At 46.8% G+C, this 23,445-nt stretch carries 19 protein-coding genes; 8 read left to right on the top strand and 11 right to left on the bottom strand.

What is annotated here, in order from left to right; all coding sequences use genetic code 11:
* Positions 1–21: 21 nt before the first annotated feature.
* On the bottom strand, positions 22–1,122 hold the full coding sequence (mqnC, locus tag EHQ17_RS00110; protein WP_135590727.1) for a cyclic dehypoxanthinyl futalosine synthase: 1,101 nt from the start codon (positions 1,120–1,122) through the stop codon (positions 22–24).
* A 447-nt stretch (positions 1,123–1,569) separates the two neighbouring features.
* Here mqnC and EHQ17_RS00105 point away from each other — a divergent pair, with 447 nt between their 5' ends.
* A complete protein-coding gene (locus EHQ17_RS00105; protein ID WP_135590728.1) occupies positions 1,570–3,660 on the top strand; it encodes a heterodisulfide reductase-related iron-sulfur binding cluster in 2,091 nt (696 codons plus the stop codon).
* Positions 3,661–4,283: 623 nt separating this feature from the next.
* Here the strand turns inward: EHQ17_RS00105 and EHQ17_RS00100 are convergent.
* Positions 4,284–5,888, bottom strand: coding sequence for a peptide chain release factor 3 (locus tag EHQ17_RS00100; RefSeq protein WP_135590729.1), 1,605 nt, complete (start codon positions 5,886–5,888; stop codon positions 4,284–4,286).
* 412 nt (positions 5,889–6,300) lie between these two features.
* Between EHQ17_RS00100 and EHQ17_RS00095 the strand changes: the two genes are divergently transcribed.
* The 3 genes from EHQ17_RS00095 (at position 6,301) to EHQ17_RS00085 (ending at position 8,917) form a co-directional block, all read left to right on the top strand.
* Positions 6,301–6,621, top strand: coding sequence for a hypothetical protein (locus tag EHQ17_RS00095; RefSeq protein ID WP_135590730.1), 321 nt, complete (start codon positions 6,301–6,303; stop codon positions 6,619–6,621).
* 264 nt (positions 6,622–6,885) lie between these two features.
* The gene (locus tag EHQ17_RS00090; protein ID WP_135590731.1) at positions 6,886–7,821 is read left to right on the top strand and encodes an ornithine carbamoyltransferase; all 936 of its coding nucleotides are present in this window, start codon (positions 6,886–6,888) and stop codon (positions 7,819–7,821) included.
* 103 nt (positions 7,822–7,924) lie between these two features.
* Entirely contained in the window at positions 7,925–8,917 is a 993-nt protein-coding gene (locus EHQ17_RS00085) for an HpcH/HpaI aldolase/citrate lyase family protein (protein WP_135590732.1), read from the top strand.
* Between the two features lie 134 nt (positions 8,918–9,051).
* On the opposite strand, the gene EHQ17_RS00080 is transcribed toward EHQ17_RS00085, so the two are convergent.
* From EHQ17_RS00080 to EHQ17_RS00070, 3 genes are all read right to left on the bottom strand, one after another.
* The gene (locus EHQ17_RS00080) at positions 9,052–9,672 is read right to left on the bottom strand and encodes a hypothetical protein (RefSeq protein ID WP_135590733.1); all 621 of its coding nucleotides are present in this window, start codon (positions 9,670–9,672) and stop codon (positions 9,052–9,054) included.
* A 92-nt stretch (positions 9,673–9,764) separates the two neighbouring features.
* Positions 9,765–10,187 (bottom strand): LIC11177 family protein, encoded by a 423-nt coding sequence (locus EHQ17_RS00075; RefSeq protein ID WP_425460661.1) that lies wholly within the window; start codon positions 10,185–10,187, stop codon positions 9,765–9,767.
* Positions 10,188–10,360: 173 nt separating this feature from the next.
* Positions 10,361–11,350 carry a rhomboid family intramembrane serine protease gene (locus EHQ17_RS00070; RefSeq protein ID WP_135590735.1) on the bottom strand — a complete coding sequence of 330 codons (990 nt, stop codon included), beginning with the start codon at positions 11,348–11,350 and terminating at the stop codon, positions 10,361–10,363.
* Positions 11,351–11,511: 161 nt separating this feature from the next.
* Here EHQ17_RS00070 and mtnA point away from each other — a divergent pair, with 161 nt between their 5' ends.
* Entirely contained in the window at positions 11,512–12,618 is a 1,107-nt protein-coding gene (gene mtnA, locus EHQ17_RS00065) for an S-methyl-5-thioribose-1-phosphate isomerase (protein ID WP_135590736.1), read from the top strand.
* A gap of 239 nt (positions 12,619–12,857) precedes the next feature.
* Here mtnA and EHQ17_RS00060 read toward each other — a convergent pair whose 3' ends face one another.
* From EHQ17_RS00060 to EHQ17_RS00045, 4 genes are all read right to left on the bottom strand, one after another.
* A complete protein-coding gene (locus EHQ17_RS00060) occupies positions 12,858–14,357 on the bottom strand; it encodes a DUF342 domain-containing protein (RefSeq protein WP_135590737.1) in 1,500 nt (499 codons plus the stop codon).
* Between the two features lie 311 nt (positions 14,358–14,668).
* Positions 14,669–15,742, bottom strand: a complete 1,074-nt coding sequence (locus EHQ17_RS00055) for an alpha/beta hydrolase family protein (protein WP_135590738.1) — start codon at positions 15,740–15,742, stop codon at positions 14,669–14,671.
* A gap of 281 nt (positions 15,743–16,023) precedes the next feature.
* A complete protein-coding gene (locus EHQ17_RS00050) occupies positions 16,024–16,536 on the bottom strand; it encodes a chemotaxis protein CheX (RefSeq protein ID WP_135590739.1) in 513 nt (170 codons plus the stop codon).
* Positions 16,527–17,672, bottom strand: a complete 1,146-nt coding sequence (locus EHQ17_RS00045) for a nucleotidyl cyclase domain-containing protein (protein ID WP_135590740.1) — start codon at positions 17,670–17,672, stop codon at positions 16,527–16,529. The genes EHQ17_RS00050 and EHQ17_RS00045 overlap by 10 nt, the downstream gene beginning before the upstream one ends.
* Positions 17,673–17,731: 59 nt before the next feature.
* Between EHQ17_RS00045 and EHQ17_RS00040 the strand changes: the two genes are divergently transcribed.
* Positions 17,732–18,475: a class I SAM-dependent DNA methyltransferase gene (locus tag EHQ17_RS00040; protein ID WP_135590741.1), complete on the top strand. Its 744-nt coding sequence runs from the start codon at positions 17,732–17,734 to the stop codon at positions 18,473–18,475.
* A 28-nt stretch (positions 18,476–18,503) separates the two neighbouring features.
* Here EHQ17_RS00040 and EHQ17_RS00035 read toward each other — a convergent pair whose 3' ends face one another.
* Entirely contained in the window at positions 18,504–19,202 is a 699-nt protein-coding gene (locus EHQ17_RS00035; protein WP_135590742.1) for a hypothetical protein, read from the bottom strand.
* Between the two features lie 221 nt (positions 19,203–19,423).
* Here EHQ17_RS00035 and lpdA point away from each other — a divergent pair, with 221 nt between their 5' ends.
* Entirely contained in the window at positions 19,424–20,842 is a 1,419-nt protein-coding gene (gene lpdA / locus EHQ17_RS00030; RefSeq protein WP_135590743.1) for a dihydrolipoyl dehydrogenase, read from the top strand.
* Here the strand turns inward: lpdA and perRB are convergent.
* Complete coding sequence (gene perRB, locus EHQ17_RS00025) at positions 20,832–21,275, bottom strand: peroxide-responsive transcriptional repressor PerRB (protein WP_135590744.1); 444 nt, start codon at positions 21,273–21,275, stop codon at positions 20,832–20,834. The genes lpdA and perRB overlap by 11 nt on opposite strands.
* 243 nt (positions 21,276–21,518) lie before the next feature.
* Here perRB and EHQ17_RS00020 point away from each other — a divergent pair, with 243 nt between their 5' ends.
* Positions 21,519–22,985, top strand: coding sequence for a sodium:proton antiporter (locus tag EHQ17_RS00020; protein ID WP_135590745.1), 1,467 nt, complete (start codon positions 21,519–21,521; stop codon positions 22,983–22,985).
* Positions 22,986–23,445 lie beyond the last annotated feature (460 nt).

The raw sequence follows: 23,445 nt of genomic DNA, 5'->3' as shown, positions 1-23,445 counted from the left end.
AACGAAGGGAACCCCAATCGATCACGAATTCGAAACGAGTTCGTTTCCGTATCGATCGTAATTGTACAAAAGATCCCTGCGTCTCGGACGAAATCCACCTTCTTGTAAAAACTTAACCGCTTCTTTTTCGGTTTTGAGTCCGAAGGAACGCAACACGTTCTCTTCGATGACGACCGAAGAGATATCGTCCGCGCCGCTTGTGAGAGCGAGTTGTCCGACTCCTTTTCCCAGAACCATCACGGAGGTTTCTATATGCGGAATGTTGTCCAAAAAAATCCTGCAGATTCCCAACACCTTGAGATATTCCTGGGTCGAAACCGCACGCACCTTAAACCGTTTCGTCTGTTGTTGAAACGTCCAAGGTATGAAGGACAAAAATCCGCCCGTCCGGTCTTGGAGGTTTCGCACAACGTTTAGGTGTTCGATGACCTCTTCCGGAGTTTCTTCGGAACCGAATACGATATTCGCACTTCCGGGAAGGCCCGATTCGTGACAGGTTTCCATCGCACGAACCCATTCCTCCGTGGTCGCTTTTTTGGGAGAGATGATGTTTCTCATTCGGTCCGTGAGAATCTCCGCGCCCGCCCCCGGCACCGAATCGAGTCCCGTCTGTTTGAGAATTTGTAGGACTTCTTTCAAAGGAAGCCCGGTGATCTTCTCCAAGTTGATGATTTCCACGGGAGAAAACGCACGGATATGCATGTCGGGATACTTTTGTTTGACCGAGGATATTACGTTTAGATAATATTCAAAGGGAAGATCCGGATACACTCCTCCTTGGAGAAACATCTGATCCGCGCCTTCCTGAACCGCGTAATCCATTTTCTGGAGAATTTCCTCGGTCGTAAGAACGTATCCTTTTCCGCTTCCGATCTCGTCCATAAAGGAACAAAAGCTACATTCTACGTTGCAGAAGTTGGTGTAATTGACTACGCGAAACATCGTATAACTCGCGTCCGTATGAGGAAGAATTTTTTCCCGGAGCCTGCGGGCCGTTGCCATAATCTTGAGATGATCCGCTTCTTTGTATAAGGTCAGCGCCTCTTCGGGAGAAATCCGGATCCCGTCCAAGGCTTTTTCTAAGATCGAATCGCTCGGTTGTGATGAAAAAATTGCGGTCACGTTTGTTCCTTTTACTGCCGGTCCCGGGAGATTTGACGAGATAGGCGCGATTCTCTTTTTGTGCGTCCCTTTACTACCCGCCCCAGGAGGTTTCCCTTCAAGGATTGGACCGATTCTATATTTTGCATCCTCTTTTTTTCGGGAATTCTCGCCACGACCTCGCACATCGCCCCCGTGTGAGTTCCCACACAATTTTGTCGTACCAAAGATCGCCGCGACCTCGCACATCGCCCCCGTGTGAGTTCCCACACAGTTTTGTCGTACCAAAGATCGCCACGACCTCGCACAACGGCCCCGTGTGAGTTCCCACACAACACCATTGAGTTTCAATCTCAAGAACGATCGTTCTACTTCCGAACGTCGAATTGAAAATTCCTCGACAGGGGCATTCTCGATTCCTACGCTGTAAAACATTCACCAATCCAAAAGAAAGGGTAACTCATTCATATGGCAATTTCGCAAATCGCCTTTCACTTGATCTTTACGATCTTGTTCGTCATCGCCAACGTCGTTTTTGTCCGCGCGATTCTTTACCGTCTGCAACTGATCTTTAGTGCCAGAAAAGCGGCCGGAACCGAAAACTTTCTGGAAACTCCGAACTGGGGTTTTCGGATCAACAGTTTTCTTCAGAACGTAATTCTTCAGAAGAAAAACTTCAAAGAGCCCTTGCGCGGAATCATGCACGCGTTTATCTTTTACGGATTCGTGACTTATACGATTCATACCACGAGCCAGATGATCGCGGGATTGATCGGGTACGGAATGGACGATCCTTATAAATTCTCCCTCGTAGGATTTTTACTGGGAGAAGGAGCGGGACATTTGTACGAATCCATCGTTCAGGTAGTTTCGATTCTCGTGTTGATTGGTCTCGGTTTTTTCGCATGGAGAAGATGGATCCAAAAGGCGAAGGGACTCGACGTCCATTCCCCCGCTTCGGCGATCGTCATCAGTATGATTTCGATTTTGATGATCTCCACACTTTTGGGAGAAGGGGCAAAAGCGGTCGGAGCTGTTTATGACAGTCCTACCGAAGAGGCTTCGTTTCTTGCTGCCGGAGTCGGCTCCGTTTGGAGATCCATCGGAGTGGAATATTCAACGGCCGATACCGTTTTCCAAATCATGTGGTGGGTTCATATCCTTTCCGTATTCGCATTTATGCTTTATGTGCCGACGTCTAAACACGCGCACTTGATTTTCGCACCGTTCAACTACTTCCTACAATCCGATACTCCGAAAGGCGCTCTTTCCAAAATCAATTTGGAAGACGAGACCGTGGTATGGGGAGTCAACCGGGTGGAAGACTTTCCTTGGCCGAATCTTCTCGACGGAATGTCTTGTATCGAATGCGGACGTTGTCAGGTACAATGTCCTGCGAATAGAACCGGAAAGGTTCTCAATCCAAAGATGATCATCGCGGATTTAAAACACGCCCTTCTGGATAAAATGCCCGAAGTCGCAAAGATCAGAGCGGAAGAACCCGACGCTGCAGCCGCCGCGGAAAAAGTGGCCGCTCTCGACACGGCGGTCATCAACAACTACGAAGGTTTAACCGAAGAGGCGCTTTGGGGTTGTACGACTTGTTATGCGTGTGTAGAAGCATGCCCCGTAGGAAACAACCAGGTCAACGCGATCATGGAAATGAGAAGACATTTGGTTCTCGCGGAATCCAAGTTTCCCGTGGAACTACAAAATGCGTTCGTAAACATGGAAAACAATTCCAACCCTTGGGGTGTGGGAGCTCACACAAGAGCGGACTGGGCGGACGGACTCGGAGTCAAAACGATGGCGGAAGATTCCAACGTGGACATTCTCTACTGGGTCGGATGCGCGGGAGCTTTCGACGAAAGAAATAAAAGTATCGCCAAGTCGTTCGTAAAAATCCTACAGAAAGCGGACGTGAAGTTTGGAATCCTCGGAACGGAAGAAAATTGTTCCGGAGATTCCGCAAGACGAGGCGGAAACGAATATCTGTATCAAACTTTGGCGCAGGCCAACGTGGACACGATGAACGGATACAACGTCAAAAAAGTAGTAACCGCTTGTCCGCATTGCTACAACACGATCAAAAACGAATATCCACAGTTCGGCGGAAATTTCGAAGTGGTTCACCATTCCGAATACATCAACCAATTGGTAAAAGACAAAAAACTCGACGTAAAAACGGCGGAAGACGCTTCTTCCGGAAAATATACCTACCACGATTCCTGCTACATCGGTCGTTACAACGACAACTACGAAAATCCGAGGGAAGTGGTCAAAAAGGTTTCCGGTGGAAAACTGGCCGAGCCATCCGATCACCACACCAAAGGACTTTGTTGCGGAGCGGGCGGAGCGCAGATGTGGATGGAAGAACAGAACAACGATCGCGTCAACGTAAAACGGACCAAACAACTTCTCGATACCGGAGCGACTACGATCGCTACGGCATGTCCTTTCTGTGTGACTATGATCACCGACGGCGTGAAACACGAAGGAAAGATCGAAGAAGTGAAGGTAAAAGACATAGCGGAATTGGTTGCGGACAATCTCCAGTAACGAATTCTAATTTAGAATTTACGAATATGTTTTAGATTCGCCGCTTTTGCAGCGTTTCTAAAACACGGACGAGAAGCCGGTTTTGCGACCGGCTTTTTTTATAAAAACGCGACGTTACACGAAATTGTTTCTTCTCTCGACGCGATCCATGTCGATGTCGGAGCTTTCTCCGAAAAAACGAAACGCGGATCGAAGAGCGGCCATTTTCGTGTGAATCGAAATTTTTCTCCGAGAATAAAAAAAAATCGTTCGAATTTCAAGAGAAAGGTGATTCGAGATTCGCGAGTGACGGAATCAAGGTCCGATTGTAAAATCGTCGTTGATCGTTTCCCGATCGCGATTCCCCGTACAAAAAAACAGGCGAAGTGACGCAACGCCGCTTCGCCTCAAAGACATCTGGTGCAAATACGTTTTATCCGACTCGCAAAAGGAAACGATTCTTACCGAATGAAAAAAGAATTTTCGTTGGATTGGTAACGTTCGAAAAAAGAGACGAACGGGCAGCGTTAAACCGAAAAACAAACCGAAGAAACTCGAATTTCGAAACGGTCGATCCGTCTGTCCTCGTCTTCACAAAATCGATCTACGGACAAACGTTTCTTGGAAAGGCGGGAAATTATATCTTAGGAAGAAGGCGGATAATCCAAAAGGGTTATTTCCGGATTTTTCTTTTGAAAGTAACCCTTGTCCCATTCCGTATCGAACAAAAGAGCGGCCCGCCCGCCCCGATCGGTAACTAAGTTGGCGGAAGAAGGGACTTTTGCCAGATCCTCTCGAGCGATCCAACACGAAATCGCATAAGGAAGAACCGTGATCGTAGACGGAGCGTTGTATTCGTCCAAAAGTCTCCTTCGAAAAACCTCGAACTGAAGTTGGCCCATGGCGCCGATGATCGGCAAACCGCCTCCGATCGTCTGGGAAGAAAAAAGATGCAGAATCCCTTCTTCGGCGAGCTGATCGATCCCCTTTCGAAAACTTTTCATACTCGCCGTGTCGGTGGAAGAAATCGTAGCGAACAATTCGGGTGCGAAAACCGGCAGCCCTTTCAAGTCCGGAACTTTGGAAGAAGCCACAATATCTCCGATCGCATACGTCCCCGGATTGACGAGACCGATGATATCGCCCGGATATGCCTCATCGACGGTGTTCCGATCCTGACCGAAAAATGCGAACGAAGAGGAAAGTTTCACCGACTTTCCCAGTCTACCGTGAAGCACGTTCAACCCTCGTTCGAATTTGCCGGAAGTGACCCGCAGAAACGCGATTCGGTCCCTGTGTTGACGGTTCATGTTCGCCTGAACCTTGAAGATAAAACCGCTGAACGGAGTATGAACCGGATCCAAACGCGAACCGTCCTTTAACGGGAAAAACAAAGGAGGAGGAGCGATTTTGATGAATTCGTCGAGGAACAATTGAATTCCGAAGTTGTTCACGGCCGAACCGAAAAACACGGGAGTAATCTTGGAATCCAAAAAATCATCCTGACTGAATTCGGAAATGCCTCCTTCCACGAGTTCCAATTCTTCTCGAAACGCTTTGATGACCCAATCCTCGAAACGGGAATCCAATTCTGGATCGTTGATTCCGGAAGTTTGAAAGGAAGATTTTTGACTGCCTCCCGGAGTTTTATCGTATGTTAGAATTTTCTTATCTTTGCGAGAATACACTCCGCTAAAATCTACGCCGGTTCCGATCGGCCAAACCATCGGAACCGCGCTGATTCCCAGCACCTTTTCGATCTCATCCAGAAGAACGAAAAGATTTTTCGTCGGACGGTCCATCTTATTGATGAAGGTAACGATCGGAATTCCGCGATCGCGACAAACCTTAAAGAGTTTGATCGTCTGCGGTTCGACTCCCTTCCCCGCGTCGAGCACCATCACCGCCGTATCCGCAGCGATCAACGTGCGATAGGTGTCTTCGGAAAAATCTTCGTGACCGGGCGTGTCGAGGAGATTGAGAACGTGACCGCTATATTCGAACTGAAGCGCGGCGGAGGTGATGGAGATTCCTTTTTCTTTTTCCATCTCCATCCAATCCGAGGTCGCGGCTTTTCGATTCTTGCGCGCTTTGACGGCGCCTGCGAGTTGGATCGCACCTCCGTACAGAAGGAGTTTTTCGGTGAGGGTGGTTTTTCCGGCGTCCGGGTGAGCGATGATCGCGAAGGTTCTTCTTCGTTTCGTTTCTTCTTCGATGGATGAATTCGGTTTTTGTATGGTCTCGCTCACGACTTTTCCGCCTACCACGTTCCAGAATTTTCCCGGGAAGCGCAGTGTCAGCAATTAAACACAAGGAGGGAAACGAGTCCCGTTTACAAAACGATCCGTGTGTTCGTGAAAAATCCTCTCGTCGGAATTCCTTCTTTGGACCGCCTCATTTTTTTGGTTGAAGGTTTTGAATTTTCGTGATAGGGAAAATTCGCCGCAAAGGTTTTCCCGCCTCCACTCCTCCTCCACCCAATTCAGGGTGGGGCGCCCGCGTTTCACGGACGAATCGTCGGAATTACGATAAGACGCAGCGTCTTAAGGGAAGCCGACGCGCTCCAAGAGAACGTTTTTTATTCTTTCGTATTGTTCAAGTAAATCGAATGTAACAGGACTCGGATACATTCTTCTCATCCTAAGATAAAAAGGTATTTGTATGGAAGGGATTCCCCTCACCCCCTCGAAAGTCCTCAAAGGACTGGAACTCCGAATCGACGGTTTCGAGGAATGTTTCGAAATTCTAAAAATCAAAGACAACGGGATTACGCTCACTTCCTCCCGAGAACTGAGTGTTCTCAACGGTTCACCGATCAGCGGGCAGATTTCTTCACCGACTTTGAACCTACAATTCCGATTTCAAGGAAGCCTGGAAAGACAGGTTCGTAGACCTGATGAGAAAGGCTTCCTCCTCGGAATTCAATTCCACCGAACCGATCGAATTCCGGATCTCTGGATTGCGTTAGAACTCGCTTCTTGAAATATCGCCGGCCCGGCATTCCGTATTTCGTTTCTAAAACTGTGCGTCTCTTGGTAGGGGCCAAGCCCCTATTTTTTTGAACGACTTCTAAAAAGCAGATCCCTCAAAAGAATCAACCTGAACTTCCACAAACGTTCCCGTTTGCCCACGACTCGCCGGAGAACGTAGACGGAACGCAAGCGAACGACTGATCCAAGGCCGTCGTACGTCTATTTTCATTTACGAAAGAACTTCCGTTTTGTTTTCTGTATATAAACGATCGTTATGTCCGAAACCGCAGTAAAACATCTGATTTCCTGGGAAGATTGGTCCGATACCGAAATTTTGGATCTGTTGAACTTCGCCATCCACGTAAAAAAGAACCGGGTCAACTACGCAGGACATCTCAGCGGAAGAAGTCTCGCGATGCTTTTCCAAAAAACCTCCACAAGAACGAGAGTATCATTCGAAGTCGCCATGACCGAAATGGGAGGACACGGAATATATCTGGATTGGATGGCGTCTAACTTTCAACTTTCTGACATCGATCTGGAAGCGAGATATCTTTCCAGAAACGTCTCCGTCATCATGGCTCGTCTCAAAAAACACGAGGACCTTCTTTCCATGCGGAACGGATCCCAAGTCCCGGTCATCAACGGATGCGATAACATGTTCCACCCCTGTCAATCCTTGGCCGACATCATGACGATCGCACTCGACAAACCCGAACGTCCCCTGGATCGAGTGCGCCTCACGTATGTGGGAGTACACAACAACGTGGTCAATTCTCTCATAGGAATCACGGCCGCGCTCGGAGTTCGCCTTACGCTTGTTACACCCATCGCGGAAAAGGAAAACATCCACCAACCTACGGTAGAACGCGCCCAGTCCAAAGGAACTCTGACGTGGGAAAACGATCTGGAAAAAGCGGTGCAAAACGCGGATTACGTCTACACCGACACTTGGCTCGATATGGAATTTTTCAACGATCCGTCCTACGCGGACAAAAAACGGACGAGAATGGAATTGATGATGCCCTATCAAATCAATTCTTCTTTGATGGAAAAGACGAACGCAAAGGTGATGCACGATATGCCCATCCACGCCGGATATGAAATCACAAGGGACGTGGTTTTGTCCGACCGATCGATCATCTTTCAACAGGCGGAGAATCGATTGGACGCTCAAAAAGCGGTCATTCTCAAACTTCTCGAAGCCTAATCCGGCTTGAAAATCGGTTTACAGAGGCCTGCGCTTCCAAAATCTGTATTTAGAGCCGTTCCCCCTCACTTGCAGGCTCGAAATAAGAATTAAAGGTATCTCTATGTCTAAATTGACTCATCCAAGAGAGGCGCTCTTCGAAGGAGAAAAGCCTTTCCCGATCATTCCTGCTTGTGAGCACTTTGCAGGTTCCGAAAAGCTGATCACCAAAGCCCTCGAACTCCAAAACAAACTCGGCGGACTCTTCGACATCACTATGGATTGCGAAGACGGAGCGCAAACCGGGAAAGAAAAAGAACACGCGGAACTGATCGTTCGTTTGCAAAACAGCGAACTCAACAAACACAAAATGAGCGGCGTGAGAATTCACGATTATACGAATGCGTACTGGAAACAGGACGTGGACATCATCGTTCCGGGCGCCGGAGAAAAAATCGCATACATCACCATTCCTAAACCGACCCGCGCGGCTCAGGTCGAGGAAATGATCACTTATATCCAAAAAGCGGTTCAAAAAGCGGGAATCAAAAGAGAAATCCCGATTCACGTTTTGATCGAAACCAACGGAGCCCTTCAGGAAATCGAAAAAATCGCGGCCCTTCCCTGGTTGCAAGTTCTCGACTTCGGATTGATGGACTTCATTTCCGGACACCACGGAGCGATTCCCGCTTCTTGTATGAAAAGCCCCGGTCAGTTCGACCACGAACTTTTGAGAAGAGGAAAAGCGAATCTCGTAGCGGCGGCGCTCGCAAACGGAGTAATCCCTGCGCACAACGTAACCCTCGATCTTAAAAACCAATATCAAACGTACAAGGACGCAAAACGCGCCCACGACGATTTCGGTTTTTTAAGAATGTGGTCCATCTATCCGACCCAGATCCAAGCGATCCTCGACGCGATGGCTCCGGATTACAGCGAAGTACAAACCGCGGCGGAAATTCTCATCCAAGCGCAAAACGCGGAATGGGGACCGATCCAATACGCGGGTGATCTTCACGACCGCGCGACTTACAGATACTTCTGGGAAATCATCCAAAAAGCGAAACTTACCGGAATTTCAATCCCGGAAGAAGCGAACAAAAGATTTTTCGGTTGATTTTGAACTATAGTTTCACCGAAACGAATTAGTTTAGAATTTTCTAAATTACAAAAGCCGCAAGTAATTGCGGCTTTTTTTACGGAATTTTATGATGCGGTTCCATACGAGCACCGATTTTTTATTTCGACAACTCACTTACCTCCGGTTAAAACCCTATACGCGGCCGGGATCTCCACTCCCCGAAATCCGTCAGTCAAAGCGAACATCAAAAGACAAAGCGTAAAACAACCCAGGATCAGAATCAGATTCGCCTGACTTCTCGGAGAAAGTCCGAATACGTCCGCTTTTCTCTTTTGTCTGTGAATCGACGCAACGTGGGCGAACACGGACAAAACCGCCAACGAATAATACGGGATAAAAAAAAGATTAAACGGAAACCGATTGATACCGGCCGCTCCGAAATAAAAATTCGTATCCAAATGAAGAAAAAATCTTCCCGTCATGACGGCGGAAACATGGATCGTAAGAAAAAAGGCCAGGTATAAACCGCTCGCGATCTGAAGAAGATCGACCGGAATCTCTTCGGACTTCAACCTTCGAAAAATAAGAACCGGACCCGAAACGATCTGGATCACAACCGAACTAAGAAGAAAAAATTCCACAAACGGATTACGATAAACCGCACGCAAAATTTCCATGAAGGCCGTATGAGTCTCGATACCCCATAAGGCGCTCAGATGATTCTTCAAATGGATTCCGATAAAAAACGCCAAAAGAATTCCCGAAAAGGAATGTATTTTTTTCAATGTCATCTTTCTCTCCCGAAAGAAAGACGAGGGAAAAACAGAATCGTGACGTAAATCGTAAGAAAAGAAGGAAGGTGACGGAATTTGGACCGAATTTTTTACTTAACGAATTTTTCCAGAAGTTTCGCGATCAATTCTTTGAGACTTTTTTCCACATATTCCCAGGATTTTTTGTTCATAGGATCCAAGGGCATTTTTTTATTGAGTTGTTTGTAACGATCGAACGTCTCTCTCGCGTAATCCAAATATTTTTTCGGTTCGATTCCGAGACGTTCCAAATGAGCTTCGTTCTTATTGTATATCGCCGCGATCTTATCGCGAAATTCGTCCTCGAGAAAATAGTAACGGATGTCCAGTTTGATTTCGTCCATCGCTTTATAAATCCTAGAACCGGGACCTTCCTTTTTTTCGGAAACCGGTTGCGGTTTTTCGACCGATTCCGAGGACCCGGTCTTGGGTGAATCCGCGGGATTCGAATTTTTTAGCGAAGTTTCCTTGTTCGTCTTAGCGAGTTTTTCCAGTCTCTCTCGTTTTAAAATGTCGAATAAGGCGCTCTTTTTATTTTGGGACACGATCCGATTCCTACTTCAATAGTTCTATTATTCTTATCGGAAAATACAAGTCTTCCGTCCATTATTAACAGTCCGTACGACGGTTTTTCTTAGAAAAAAATTATATCCATAAAACGGGAAGGTTATGAATCCAATCCTTCTTCGATCCTGGCCTTTCGTAGGGCGCAATTCGGAAGCCATTCGCAACGAAGACAAAAGGGATCCTCCGGTTGAAAGGTGGGAGGTGGACATAAATTGACTTCGGTTTGTTGCAACGGCGCCAAGAATGTTTCTTTTTCGGAGAAAGAAATTTTCCCGGCCAACTCGCCCAATAGATCGCGATTTTTTCTGGTCTGAGAATCCAGATCCTCGGAGATCGTTTTGGTTCTAACGTCTGAATCCTCACGTTTCGCAATTTCTTGACGAAACTGTTTCGGGAAAAGAGTTCCGGTTTGGAACGAGTTCCCTTTTAGGAGCAAAGGTGCGATCAACGTGGCTCCTAACGCGCCGCCCAAATGACAGGAATTACTCACGACGAACGGAGAATGAAAATAATAAACCGAAATCATATCCGCGATAAAACCGCCGCCCACAAAAATCCAAGCCGCATACCTGGCTTTCATACGGAAAAAAATCAGGAACACTTCCGTCTCCGGAAATAAAATTCCGAACAATACCAAAATCCCCGTAACTCCTCCGCTGGCTCCTAAGGTGGTGGTTTGATAAAGATCCATGGGATATTGGATTCCCAAAACGTTCAGAAGAATCGGGGCCAAAAGAACGGTAAACCCTCCCGTAAGAATGGAAACGGAGTAAATCGCGGAAAATTTCCACGCGGGAATATACTTACAGATCAGACCGCCGAACATCACGAAGACGTACATATTGAAAAAAAGATGAATGAACGGAGTACCGTAGGCTTCGTGTAAAAATCCGTACGAAAAAATCTGCCAATAATAGCCGTGAAAAAATCTCGACGGAGTCAGGGCGAAGTAGTATTCCAAAATTCCGGTGCCGCCGGCGAACAACTGGACGATATAAATCAGAACGTTTGCAACTAAGAAGAGATTGATGGGATGAAAAATGGAATAACCGAAAAGGGTGATTCCGTTTCGGTATTTTCTTTTTGCCATATGGGATAGAATACGAACTGTGGTCAGAGAGTCAAGCAGGCAAAGCCGGGGCTTTGATTCACCCCGGGTTTCCTCATTCTCCGGGAGAGGGAGAATGATTTTCAATCACATTCAATGAATCGTAAAATGAGCTTCTCTCCTTTAGGGTTTGGCGGAAAAAAATGCAAAAATCAGTACTAAAACCGATTCTTTGGAGCGATGAGAAATTAATTCTTTTGGATCAGAGAGTTCTTCCCGGATCCACTTCGTATCTCACTGCTACCACGATGGAGGAAGTCATTCACGCAATCCGGGAAATGGCCGTGCGAGGAGCTCCCGCGATCGCGATTACCGGAGCGTTCGGCATCGTGTTGTATCTAAACGGATGTTCGGCCAAACCCTCCTATTCCGAACTCAATAAAAAATTAACCGATCTTTTGGATTCCAGACCTACCGCAGTGAATCTTCGACTCGCGATCGAAGAATTCCTTTCCCGATTTCCGGAAAACTCGTATTCGCAAGCGACTCTTTCCGATCTGCAAAAAGGTGCCAAAGAATTCGCCTTATTTATGTTAAAGGAAGACTTGGATAACAATCTTACGCTTTCTAAACACGGACTTTCTTTGTTTCCGAATTCTCCGAGCGTTCTTCACATCGTCACACATTGTAATACGGGCGCGCTTGCCACCGCCGGGCACGGAACCGCTTTGGGTGTGATTCGAAGCCTGCGTGATGCGGGACATTCCGTGACCGTTTATGCGGATGAAACGAGGCCGTATCTACAAGGCGCTCGATTGACCGCTTGGGAAATGAAAGAGGAAGGGATTCCCGCGTTTCTGATCACGGACAATATGGTCGGTTGGTTGATGTCCACAAGAAACGTGGACGCGGTCATCGTCGGAGCGGATCGAATCGCCTCCAACGGGGACACCGCGAACAAGATCGGAACGTATCCGTTGGCGATCGTCGCCAAACATCACGGGGTTCCTTTTTATGTCGCCGCAACGGAGAAGAGTTTGGATTTCCGGATCTCGGATGGAAGCCAGATTCCGATCGAAATGCGAAATGGATCCGAAGTGACCTCTTTCAGTTTTTTGAAGGACGAAAACGGCAAATCTCTGTTAAACGAAGGTGTAATCGCTCCTGCGGGAATGGAAGCCTTGAATCCCTCTTTCGACGTGACGCCCGCTTCTTTAATTTCCGGAATCATCACAGAACGTGGAATCGTAAGCCCCGTAAATGAAAGTAATCTGCGAAATTTATTCCCGAAAACGGCGCGAGATCGCTGATCACTCATTCGTCCTAAGACTAAGACGCCGGATAGATCTCCCAGAAAAACCCTCTTTGTGGGAACTCCCACAAAATCTCGCCGTGAAACGCGCGCGCCCCACCCTGAATTGGGTGGAGGAGGAGTGGTGGCGGGAAAAATCGGGAGGATTTTCCCTATCACGAAAATTGAAAACCTTCAACCAAAAAAATACCGTGATCCAGAGTAGGAATTCCGACAGTCGGTTCCAAAAGCAGTTTTTTACTTGGTTTGTAACGCGACCATCATCGCCTTATCCTGACCGGGTTCGAAAACCATCATAAACGAAGACTGGAATTTCGTGATTTTTTCCACCTGTCTACGATAATGAATGACCGCACCCGGAAACGCACCTTTTTGAATCGCAAGACGAACCGCACCCGGATTAAATCGAGCGCTCTTGAGCTCATCCTGTCTAAACTTTAGCATATTCAAAATTTTTAATTTTTTATTATAATCCTCGAAGACCGATTTGAATACGGCCTTTTTATCCTCGGGAAGATTGCCGCGAGAACGTTGCACCATATGTTTGATCTGTTGGATTTTAGGAAGAATTTTCTCCATCTCCTTTTCACCCAAGACAACCTTACGACTAATCTCTTGAAAGGAACGATCGTTCTTAAAATGAAAACCGAGTTCAATGGAAACGTCCAGTTCTGCGTTGGAACCCAGGGAACTCAGAGAGATCCCTTCGTAAGTTCTAACCTTGCTCGAAACCAGATTTCCGTTACTACCGTTTAGGATCATGGAACCCAGCGTATCCAAGGTGGAATTGAGAACCGCACCTTCGATCACTACATCACCTTCCGTTTCCAAATGAGCATTTTCAATAAACTTAGCCTGCACCCTTCCCGCGACGTGAATGATATCCGCACTCGAACCTTTGATCCCTCCGTGTACGACCAGATCTTGTCCCACTTGGATGGTGTTACTTTCCAGATTTCCATAGACGATCAAAGAACCGGTGCACGCGAGCACGGAACCGGGTTCGACGTCCCCTCTTACGATCACGTTTCCTTCGAATTGAATGTTCCCCGTGGACAATCCCACGTTGCCCGCGATCTGTAATTCCGGAGAAACGGTGATCGAAGTTTCGGTCGCGAAAATTACTCCGTTACTCGAAGCTAGGTATTCCTTTAATTCTTTTCCGTTTTCTACGACGTTTTTTTCTTCGATGTTTTTTCCGATCATCAACTTAGGACGTTTGATCGAAGGCGGAGGAATGATATTTCCGAAGACGTCGAAGCCGGGAGTCCCCGGAATCCCTTCGAACAACGTCGCCAGTTTTTCCCCCGTTTTCACGTTGATGTATCGATCTATATTTCTATAATCCGCCCTACCGTCTTCGAGCAGTTTAACGCGTTTCGCCATAGGATGATAAAAACGAACCCAACCGTTTTCGCCCGGCACCGGAGGTTGTCCTTTTGCGATCTCCAACTTGATGGGAGTAAAGTCGTTTCGTTTTGCGGAATCCTCCAAACGGAGAAGAACGTTTCGTATCTCGTCCACGAGCATTCGATCCCTATGAATTCCCCAATCCTGAATGATACTCCAAAGTTTATCCTTGGAAACGGTTTCTCCCTTTAAATTATAAGGACGAACCGTCAAAAATGCGGAAAGTTGATCGGGAGAAACGGCGATACTCACGGCGGACTCGACCGAAACGGGAGATATCGGAGAATCCGACGCCGGAGTATTCATAGGATCATTGTTCGCATTCATAGATTACAATCTCGGAATAAAACCGAAAACCTTTCCTCCTTCTGTACTTCGGCCCGGAGAAGAAGAACCTGAATGAAGTATATAAAGTTCCCTTGAATTGAAACTTTTTTTTACTTAGCGACGATTGAATTCACGAATAATCGCAACATTCCAGAGGAACAACAAACGATTTCCTTGTTTTCTCAAACAATCAAGAGAAAGGATATCGAAAGAACGAGTAAAAGCTCGTGTTTCCGATCGTTTGTCGAAATCGAAAAACTTCGCCAAGAGACGAAGAAAAGAAAAAAAAATCCACAAAGAAGGATCGGTTTTTACGAACGCGCCGAAAAAAGAAAACCGCCCCAAAAGTCCGCCATAGGAAGAATCTCCGACAAACGCGCGTAAAGCGGTAAATGATCTCCGTGTGTCAAAAGACTCGTCTCTAAAAACACCGGCTTCGGTCCCGGATTTTTGGAAAGTAAATCCCGTAGGTCTTTCGATTCCTGCGGAGAAATGACCGGATCGTCGTCTCCGTGAAGAAGATAACAAGGTCTGCGATACTGGTGCGCGAAAAAGGCGGGTGAAGTTTCCTCCACAAAAGACTCGGGCGCGCGCGCCTTTAAATTCCAGGAGGTTTCCTCTCTGAACTCGGAGATTTCCAAAAAATTTTTCACGAAAGAGCGATCCTCAACGGAAAGCGTATTCAAAATTTGCGGACCTTTGCGGTCTCCGGAAGAGCGGTGTAAGCCGTTATCCAAAGCGGATTCGAAAAAAAATTCCTGCAGACCCTCCGGACGGGAACGTATTAGATGAACGTAATTGAACATCATAACGTTCACCGCGTAACTTTCCACTTCGAAGTTTTTCAAAACGAACGGAACGGTTTTCGAAAAATCCGAATAGGTTCCGATTAAAAGAAGCGAAGATAAAATTTCCTGACACTGAGGATCTGCTAAACCGACAAAACCCATTCCCGCGGAAAAACTCGCGGAAACATACGCGACGGGACGCCGTTCCAAAGAGTGGATCCGCAAAAAAGCGGATCGTATATTCGAAATGGTTTTCTCCCGTACGAGAAGAGCTTTGACTTCCGGAAGTTCCGGGAGATAAACCCGAAACCCTCGGTTGGCAAGGTTGTTTCCCAACGCCAAAATACGCGCGTCGTCGATTCCCTTCACGCTCATCCCGTGTTGTAGATAAATAACGGGAGAATCCTCTCCTTCTCGAACGTCTAAAACCTTCGTTCTCAAGGAAAACGAATCCGAAATAGGAAGAGAAATCTCCGTTATGCGCGCTTGCCTCGGGGATTTAACACCCGAATAATCCATCAAAAAAGGAAAACCCTTCCACACATTCCAGGAAACCATCGGGCTCGAGGGTTTTTGTTCCGCGAAAAATCTCCACATATTTTTACAATGACCTATCGAAAAAAGGTTGCTCCTTTTTTAAAAATAACCGTCCGGTTGTGGAACTTAGGAACGATACGACCTCGGCTCTAGTCAGATTTCGTGCGCAAAGGAAGCCCAAAAAACCGCGTCCAATAAAAATTGGACCGCTGCAGGAAGTCTATCTCCGGTGGGAGGTTGAAGAATTACTAAAAATTATACAAAGACGTTTCGATCAACTCGACTCTGCTTTAAGAGTTCTAAAAAAACGGCGCATCCGGACCAGGAAGGGCAAAACGCGTTTAGAATTTCTTCATCAAAAGAACGAGGTAAATCCTTCCGAGATATTGTTTCTCTTTCGGATCCTTCAAAAAGTAGATGAGAATGTATTGGCGGTAGGTTTCCAGATCGACCGGAACGAGTTTGTGATTGAGACTCTCCGGAGGAAATAACTCGGTTTCGAAACGTCCCAACCTCATCTCGGAAATCAACGCTCCGCAGATCTGGTTTGCGAATTCCATCAAAATAGAAGGCGCGTCCGCTCTGACGGTCGGATCTATGTGGAACGATCGGGCGATCATCGGCAACAACTTCAATTTCGTATATCCGTCCATGGCAAAAAATAATTTTCCATCCACTTCGCCGTGAAACTCTACCATCGTACAATTTTCGTAACAAAGACCCTCGTTTTTGGAAGGACCGAAGGCCTCCCGGATCGCGCTTACGTTCAACGTCTTGTCCAGATATTCCGGAAAAATCTGCGAGATAGTAAGGATGAATTTTTCGTCGAGTAAAGGATCGATGCTCACAGACAGATATACCGGTTCGGCCCTTGTTCTATCGATTCCGAAAGCGCCTTTCTTGCGTTAGTCGCCCATTCGTCCCTACTTTCCTCGCGGATCGAAACTCCGAAGTTGAGCGAAACCGATCCGTTTTCGCGGCGCAAAGATTCCACGAGTTCCCCCAATCTTTCGCAAAACGTATTCCATTCCTCCGGTTCTAGAAAAAACGCCACCCGATCCTTTCGGATCCTATAAAACCGAATCTGCTTTCGAATAATTTTAGAAGTCCATAAGGAAATCCATTTTAAAACGTACGGAGCGGACGATTCCGTCGAAACGTGGGCAAATATTAGAATTTCCTCATTTACCCTTGCCTTATCCAACTCGAACGCGTGTAGATTGCCGAAGCCCGTCTCCGGATCCGAAGATTCGAATTGGATCGAAACCTGCTCTTCGTATTCTTCTTTCCATGTCCGGAATTCTCCGGGAGAAATGGATTCCCAATCCTTCAGTCCCGTCCTTAGATAACCGAACGGAGAACTTCCCGTTGACAAAGGAATCAGAACGTATTCGCCATCGGTCACGATATTTCCGGAGAAAATTCCGCGTTTGTTATCCTCGGACAAGAGGCGTTCCTGAGGAGATTCGGGAAGATGAAACACACGACCGTTTTTCGAAGCAAGTAGAAGGGAAACTTCCCCGCTCAGGAAATAAATTTCCGCGTTTGAGATCCCGGGACTTAAGTTCGTCAAAAAATTTCGGTGTGCGGAAACGAGCTCCGGATGTGTCGGAACTTCCCGCTTCCAGATACGACGGGCGTTGCTACTCGCGCTGGACGGAGATACATGGATCGGCTTCGAAACGATCCGACTTTGTGACGAGAACAAGTCCGCGGTTTTTTCCCGATCCGCCTCCTCCGTCGTTTCGACCAAAGAGGAACGGTTTGTGTCCTTAGTCTTCCAGGGTTCGGAAGTTTCGGAAAGCTCCGCTGATTTGCGAACGCTTTCCTTTAAAACCAATCCGAAAAGAAACAAAAGCGAAATCGAAATTCCGCCGAGGATCAACGTATCGCCCGAAAAAAGATTCCGCCCGCCGCTCGCAGTTCCGGTTTCGGCGAACGCAGAAAGATTAAAAAAAAAGAAAATGATTCCGAAATGTTGGATTTTCATAAGCCGAGTGCCGTTAATATAGTTAACGGGCGGATCCTGATACCTCTAAACCAATTTTTATGAAGTTGTACAACGAACTCGCAGAATTCTATTTCGACATCGAAAAACCCGCCCGCAAGATCGATTCGGAAGCCCGTTTTTTGGATCGGCTTTTCCGAAAACACAGGATCATGACCATACTCGATATGGGATGCGGAACGGGAGAACACGTACGTTATTTCCAATCGCTCGGTTATCGTCCGAAGGGAATCGATTCCTCTTCGAGAATGATCGACGTCGCCAAAAAAAGATATTCCCATTGTAAGTTCGACGTCGCGCCGATGCAATCCTACCAATCCTCGGTTCTGATGGACTGCGTCGTGAGCCTTTTCGGTTCGTTTAACTACCTTTTGACGAACGAAGAAATCGATTCCACTCTCAAACTCATCGAACAGAATCTGAAACCGGCGGGTCTCGCCGTTCTCGAGGTATGGAACGCAGAACCTCTACGGGCGATCAAACGAAAACCGATCACTCCGGTGGCACAAATCAAATCACAAAACGCGACGATACAAAGAAATCGTGGCTTCCGTTTGGTAAGGGCCGATACTTCCACGATGGTGGAGGTGAATTATATCTATCAGATCAACACGCGGGAAATCAGGGACAAACACGTTATGCGTGTTTTCTATCTACCCGAGATAGAACGGATGATTCTCAGGCATAAATTCGATATCATGCACGTTTATTCCGGTTACAACGAATCGAAGTTCAAAAATTCCGCGGGCAGAATGTTGCTCGTCCTGAAAAAGAAAAGCGCTTAGTTTCGTTTTCCTCAAAAATGTTACATTCTTACTTTGGAATCGTCACCTCCCAACGATAGAGTTGGGACCGGATTCCAAGAAAGAAATAAGGGAAGATTCTATACGCCTTCGCAAATGTAAACGGAAACGTCGGTCCGATGATTCTTCCCCAAAACGTATAAGTAGTCCCTTCTTTCAAATAATAGTATTCGGCGACTCTTTCGTCGTTTAAACTCGGATCTTCCCAACTATCTCCGGTATCTCCCCTTTCGAACGGTATCTTAAAAAGATATTCGAATTCTTTATCCGATTTAGAACCTAGGGATGTTATCATTTCTTCTTCCCCGATTTCCTCTTCCGAGTAATTGGATTTATAAATGGAAAATGTTGGCCCGGAACGATTGCGGGCTAATTCAAATTGCCTCTTCACTCCGGATTCATCCAAAAAAAATTCCTTTCTCAGTAGAGCATTTCCGATGAATACTTTGCGTTTCGGATTTCCTTTTTCGACCGGGTAAAATTCAAAACGAATAAAACAGCGGTGACCTTTACATTCTCGTTTGTCCAAAAAGTCGATATCGGTGATCAAACGAAAATAAAGATTGTTCGCTTCTTTTCTTTCCAGTTTTACGGAATGAATTTTAAATTCCGTTGCGGCGCAATTTGTTAAAAGTAAAAGAAGAATCGCAAAGACGATTTTTAGGATCGCAGGCGTTTTTCTTTTTTTTGGATTGAGGCCTTTTTTCAATCGCTTCTCCCGTTTCTATCTCGTATCGAATTCCGATTCGAATAACAAGTCAAGATTCGAGATCGACAATTCTTTTCACTTTTCTCCGAAAATAAAATATTTCGAATTCCTTCAAAAAAATGGATTTCTTTATTTTCGAAAATGAAGAAGAGGATTCGATTCTTTCAAAAAGTCCTTGCCCAACGTAGAGAAAGACTCATCTAATAACTCGGGAGAATTTTATGCCTGAAAGCTATGATTTAACCGTAATCGGAGCGGGGCCGGGCGGTTACGTGGCCGCGATCCGAGCCGCTCAATTGGGAATGAACGTCTGTATCATTGAAAAAGATAGACCCGGCGGAATCTGTCTCAACTGGGGTTGTATTCCCACAAAAGCTCTTTTGGAATCGGCTCATCTTTTGGAGAAAATCCATTCCGCAAAAGAATTCGGGATCGATTCGAACGGAGCCAAACCCGATTTTCCAACGATCATCCAGCGTTCCCGAAAAGTCGCGGACCAGATGGCCTCGGGTGTGGACTTTCTTTTAAATAAGAATAAGATCGTCCGAAAAAAAGGAACCGCTGCATTCAAAGATTTGAATACGATTTGGCTTCCGGATACTTCCAAGGAGGAAATCGTTTCCAAATATTTTATCATCGCCACGGGTGCGAGAGCCAGGGAACTTCCTGGACTTCCTTTCGACGGAAAGACGGTCCTTTCTTCCAAGAGCGCGATGGTATTGGAAAAAATTCCGGATTCCCTTTTGATCGTGGGAGCCGGTGCGATCGGAGTGGAATTCGCCGACTTCTACGCAACGATGGGAACCAAAGTTACGTTAGTCGAAATGTTGGACCAGATTCTTCCCGTAGAAGACAAAGAGGTTTCGACATTCTTAGAAAAGTCTTTTGTAAAAAGAGGAATCCGCGTTTTGACCGGAGTTGGAGTTTCCAATCCGGAACTAAAGGACGGAAAAGTCAAAGTTCTTTTAAAAGGAAAAAATCTGCCGGAAACCGGAGAAATCTTAGAGGTCGAAAAAATTCTCGTTTCGATCGGCCTTGTTCCTAACACCGATTCGATGAATTTGGAAGAGATCGGAATTTTTCTCCAAAAGGGTTTTATCAAAACCGATACGAAATACAAAACCTCTGTTCCCCATATCTATGCGATCGGCGACTGCAACGGTCCCCCGCTTTTGGCGCACGTCGCTTCTATGGAAGGAATCAAAGCTGCCGAGGCGATCTCGATCCATTCCGGAAATCCGCACGGTCTCAGTTATTTTCCTTTGAACTACGACGCGATTCCGGCGTGTACATACTGTCATCCGGAGGTCGCCTCCATCGGTCTTACGGAAAAAAAAGCGACTAATATGGGTTATACGATCGGCGTGGGAAAGTTCCCTTTTACCGCAAGCGGTAGAGCCAGGGCGATGGGAGACGTCGGAGGTTTTACTAAGGTCGTAGTGGACAAGAAGTCGGGCGAAATTTTAGGAGCGCACATGATCGGTCCTGGAGTTACGGAACTTCTTCCCGCGGTGGCGCTGGGAATCACGCAGGAATTGACCGCAAACGATATCGCTTCCACGATTTTCGCGCATCCAACACTTTCGGAAACCGTAATGGAGTCGTTCGCCGCAGCGCTGGGGGAAGCGATCAATCTTTGACGGAGGAGCCGAGATTCCCGCTCAGAAGAATGTCGGTTTTATTCACCTGAAATTCGGAGGGAAGATGGGAACGAAGCGTCAACAGAGAAGGATCGATATCGTGGAATTTGCCCGTGGCCTCGTCGAAAAAATGATAGTGATCTACGATATTGCTGTCGTAGACCGACTTCCCCAAACAGGAAAATTTGAATTCACGTAACAATCCTGCGGACACGAGAACGTTGAGGGTATTGTAGACCGTGGCAAGACTCATCTTAAAGGAGCGACTATCCACCCACTCCTTCACTTCTTCCGCGGTCGGATGATCGGCCTCGCAGAGAACGTATTGGCAGATGGAAATCCTTTGCATCGTAGGTTGAATGGAAACCGACTTCAAGCGTTGTTCGATTTCGGCGGGAGTCAAACAGGCGTTTTTTGAAAAGAGTGCTTCCATTCGTTCCATACCTTTGGAGGGAATCCCCTCTTACCATCTGACACCCGTAAACCGTGTTTTTGCACGATTTTATGCGGAGGCTTTTCTGGAAAACATCTCTTTCTTGAAAAATTCTGCAATCCAAAAAAGTTCGCAAAACCGTCCCGTTACGATTCGTAAAAAAGAGACGAAAAGAATCTTTTTACTTTTACACTTCGTTTTCACTCACAAAACTGTCTAAAATTCTTCAGAAGATACGAGCTTATGAAACAAAAACTGATTTCCGTCTTACTGGCGATTTCCCTATTCGTGCCCGCAGCGGCGCTCTTTGCGGACGAACCCGCGGGAGAAACTCACACACCGGTACCTGTCGAACAGACGCAAAACTCCCACGAGGAAACTTCCTCCGGTCATCATGAAACCGTCGGAGAAGATCTTCCGTATTGGAGTGTGATTCCGTTCGCGTTGATTTTGTTGAGCATAGCGCTTTTGCCGATCGTCTCTCACAAGACCGCACATTGGTGGGAAAGCAACACGAACAAACTCATTCTCGCGCTGGCATTGGCGGCCGTTTCGTTTATCATTTTGGTGTTACACGGATGGTTCGGCAAAATCGTTCATACGCTCGTTTTCGAATACGTTCCGTTCATCATTCTTCTCGGATCCCTGTTTTACATTTCCGGAGGAATCCGTCTCAAGGGAGACATCGAAGCCACTCCTTTGAACAACACGATTTTTCTGATCATCGGAACTTTTCTGGCTTCGTTTATCGGAACTACGGGAGCGTCGATGTTATTGATCCGTCCGATTTTGAAGACGAACTCGGAACGTAAACACGTGGTTCATACGGTGATCTTTTTCATCTTTTTGGTTTCGAATATCGGCGGTTCGTTGACTCCACTGGGAGATCCTCCTCTCTTTTTGGGATATCTGATCGGAGTTCCGTTTACGTGGACGTTCAAACTTCTGCCGGAGCTGCTCGTTGCGGGGATCATCCTTCTTTTGGCGTATTTCATCTGGGATACGATCGCCTACGGCAAGGAAGCCAAAAAGGATCTCAAAAGAGACCAAACGAATAACGAAAAGATCAGCTTAGAAGGTCAGGTGAATTTCATCTGGTTGTTGGGAGTGGTGTTATCCGTGGCGTTTTTAAATCAGAATTATATTCCCGCGATCAACGAAAATCCGTATTTAGCGTTCGTGCGCGAGGGAGTGTTGATCGCGCTGATACTTGCGTCCAAGTTTACCACGAATAGAAAGGTAAGAGAACAGAACAAATTCACGTTACATCCGATCCAAGAGGTGGCGTATCTTTTTATCGGGATATTCGTAACGATGATACCTGCATTGATCCTGCTCGAACATCACGGAAAAGAGTTGGGTGTAACGGAAACTTGGCAATTCTTCTGGGTGACCGGACTTTTTTCCGGAGTTTTGGATAACGCACCTACGTATCTCACCTTCCTATCTTTAGCGAAAGGCACCTTAGGTTTGGGCAACGTCGCTCAAATATTAGCGGATCCTCATGCAGAAAGTATTCTCAAAGCGATCTCCGTAGGGGCGGTGTTTATGGGAGCTTTGACTTACATCGGAAACGCGCCTAACTTTATGGTGAAATCGGTTGCGGAAGAAAACAAGGTGAAGATGCCTAGTTTCGGCGGATATGTTTTGTATTCGTTCGGAATATTGATCCCGACGTTCATCCTTTTAACGTTTATTTTTTTCCGATAAACGATTGTAATTCCTACGATCGATAAACGCCGTTCTTCCCGTTTCCGTTTCGGGACGACGGCGTCCTTGAAAAGAATCGTCAACAACGTTCCGAACCGGTCGTAGATTTACCCGTTTTGCTCCTTGGTAGCAGATTTAGGAGGTTCGGGGCGTGTCTCGGAGCCGCCGGTGGTCGGCCGAACTACATTCATTTTTTGGAATATTCTGGCGGCTCCGAGTCGCGTGACTCCGGGCTCGCGGATTCCCGCTCGTCCTCTTCGAGGACGCTTCGCGCCCTGCGGCCCGCTCACGCAGGAAATGTAAGAGGAGGCGAGATGGACGTTTGTGCCAAACGGCCGCCCAGCCGTAGCCACGGGATTTTGCACGAGAAGCGCGGTATGGTGTTGTCACGGGCGAGCGCGGTGCAACGCAAAACAAAAAGAACGCGAAGTATGCGCGCCGCGCAACGCGTTTGATGAGG

Origin of the sequence: Leptospira gomenensis (assembly GCF_004770155.1) — a bacterium.
GTDB lineage: Bacteria > Spirochaetota > Leptospiria > Leptospirales > Leptospiraceae > Leptospira > Leptospira gomenensis.
Note: the sequence above shows the minus strand (reverse complement) of the source record. Positions and strands in the feature narration are given on the sequence as shown.

Coding starts and splice junctions, on each gene's coding strand:
- perRB (WP_135590744.1), bottom strand. CDS start 21,275: ATGGAAGCACTCTTTTCAAAAAACGCCTGTTTGACTCCCGCCGAAATC.
- EHQ17_RS00040 (WP_135590741.1), top strand. CDS start 17,732: ATGAAGTTGTACAACGAACTCGCAGAATTCTATTTCGACATCGAAAAA.
- EHQ17_RS00070 (WP_135590735.1), bottom strand. CDS start 11,350: ATGGCAAAAAGAAAATACCGAAACGGAATCACCCTTTTCGGTTATTCC.
- EHQ17_RS00060 (WP_135590737.1), bottom strand. CDS start 14,357: ATGAATGCGAACAATGATCCTATGAATACTCCGGCGTCGGATTCTCCG.
- EHQ17_RS00105 (WP_135590728.1), top strand. CDS start 1,570: ATGGCAATTTCGCAAATCGCCTTTCACTTGATCTTTACGATCTTGTTC.
- EHQ17_RS00095 (WP_135590730.1), top strand. CDS start 6,301: ATGGAAGGGATTCCCCTCACCCCCTCGAAAGTCCTCAAAGGACTGGAA.
- lpdA (WP_135590743.1), top strand. CDS start 19,424: ATGCCTGAAAGCTATGATTTAACCGTAATCGGAGCGGGGCCGGGCGGT.
- EHQ17_RS00020 (WP_135590745.1), top strand. CDS start 21,519: ATGAAACAAAAACTGATTTCCGTCTTACTGGCGATTTCCCTATTCGTG.
- EHQ17_RS00085 (WP_135590732.1), top strand. CDS start 7,925: ATGTCTAAATTGACTCATCCAAGAGAGGCGCTCTTCGAAGGAGAAAAG.
- EHQ17_RS00090 (WP_135590731.1), top strand. CDS start 6,886: ATGTCCGAAACCGCAGTAAAACATCTGATTTCCTGGGAAGATTGGTCC.
- EHQ17_RS00055 (WP_135590738.1), bottom strand. CDS start 15,742: ATGTGGAGATTTTTCGCGGAACAAAAACCCTCGAGCCCGATGGTTTCC.
- mtnA (WP_135590736.1), top strand. CDS start 11,512: ATGCAAAAATCAGTACTAAAACCGATTCTTTGGAGCGATGAGAAATTA.
- EHQ17_RS00080 (WP_135590733.1), bottom strand. CDS start 9,672: ATGACATTGAAAAAAATACATTCCTTTTCGGGAATTCTTTTGGCGTTT.
- EHQ17_RS00045 (WP_135590740.1), bottom strand. CDS start 17,672: ATGAAAATCCAACATTTCGGAATCATTTTCTTTTTTTTTAATCTTTCT.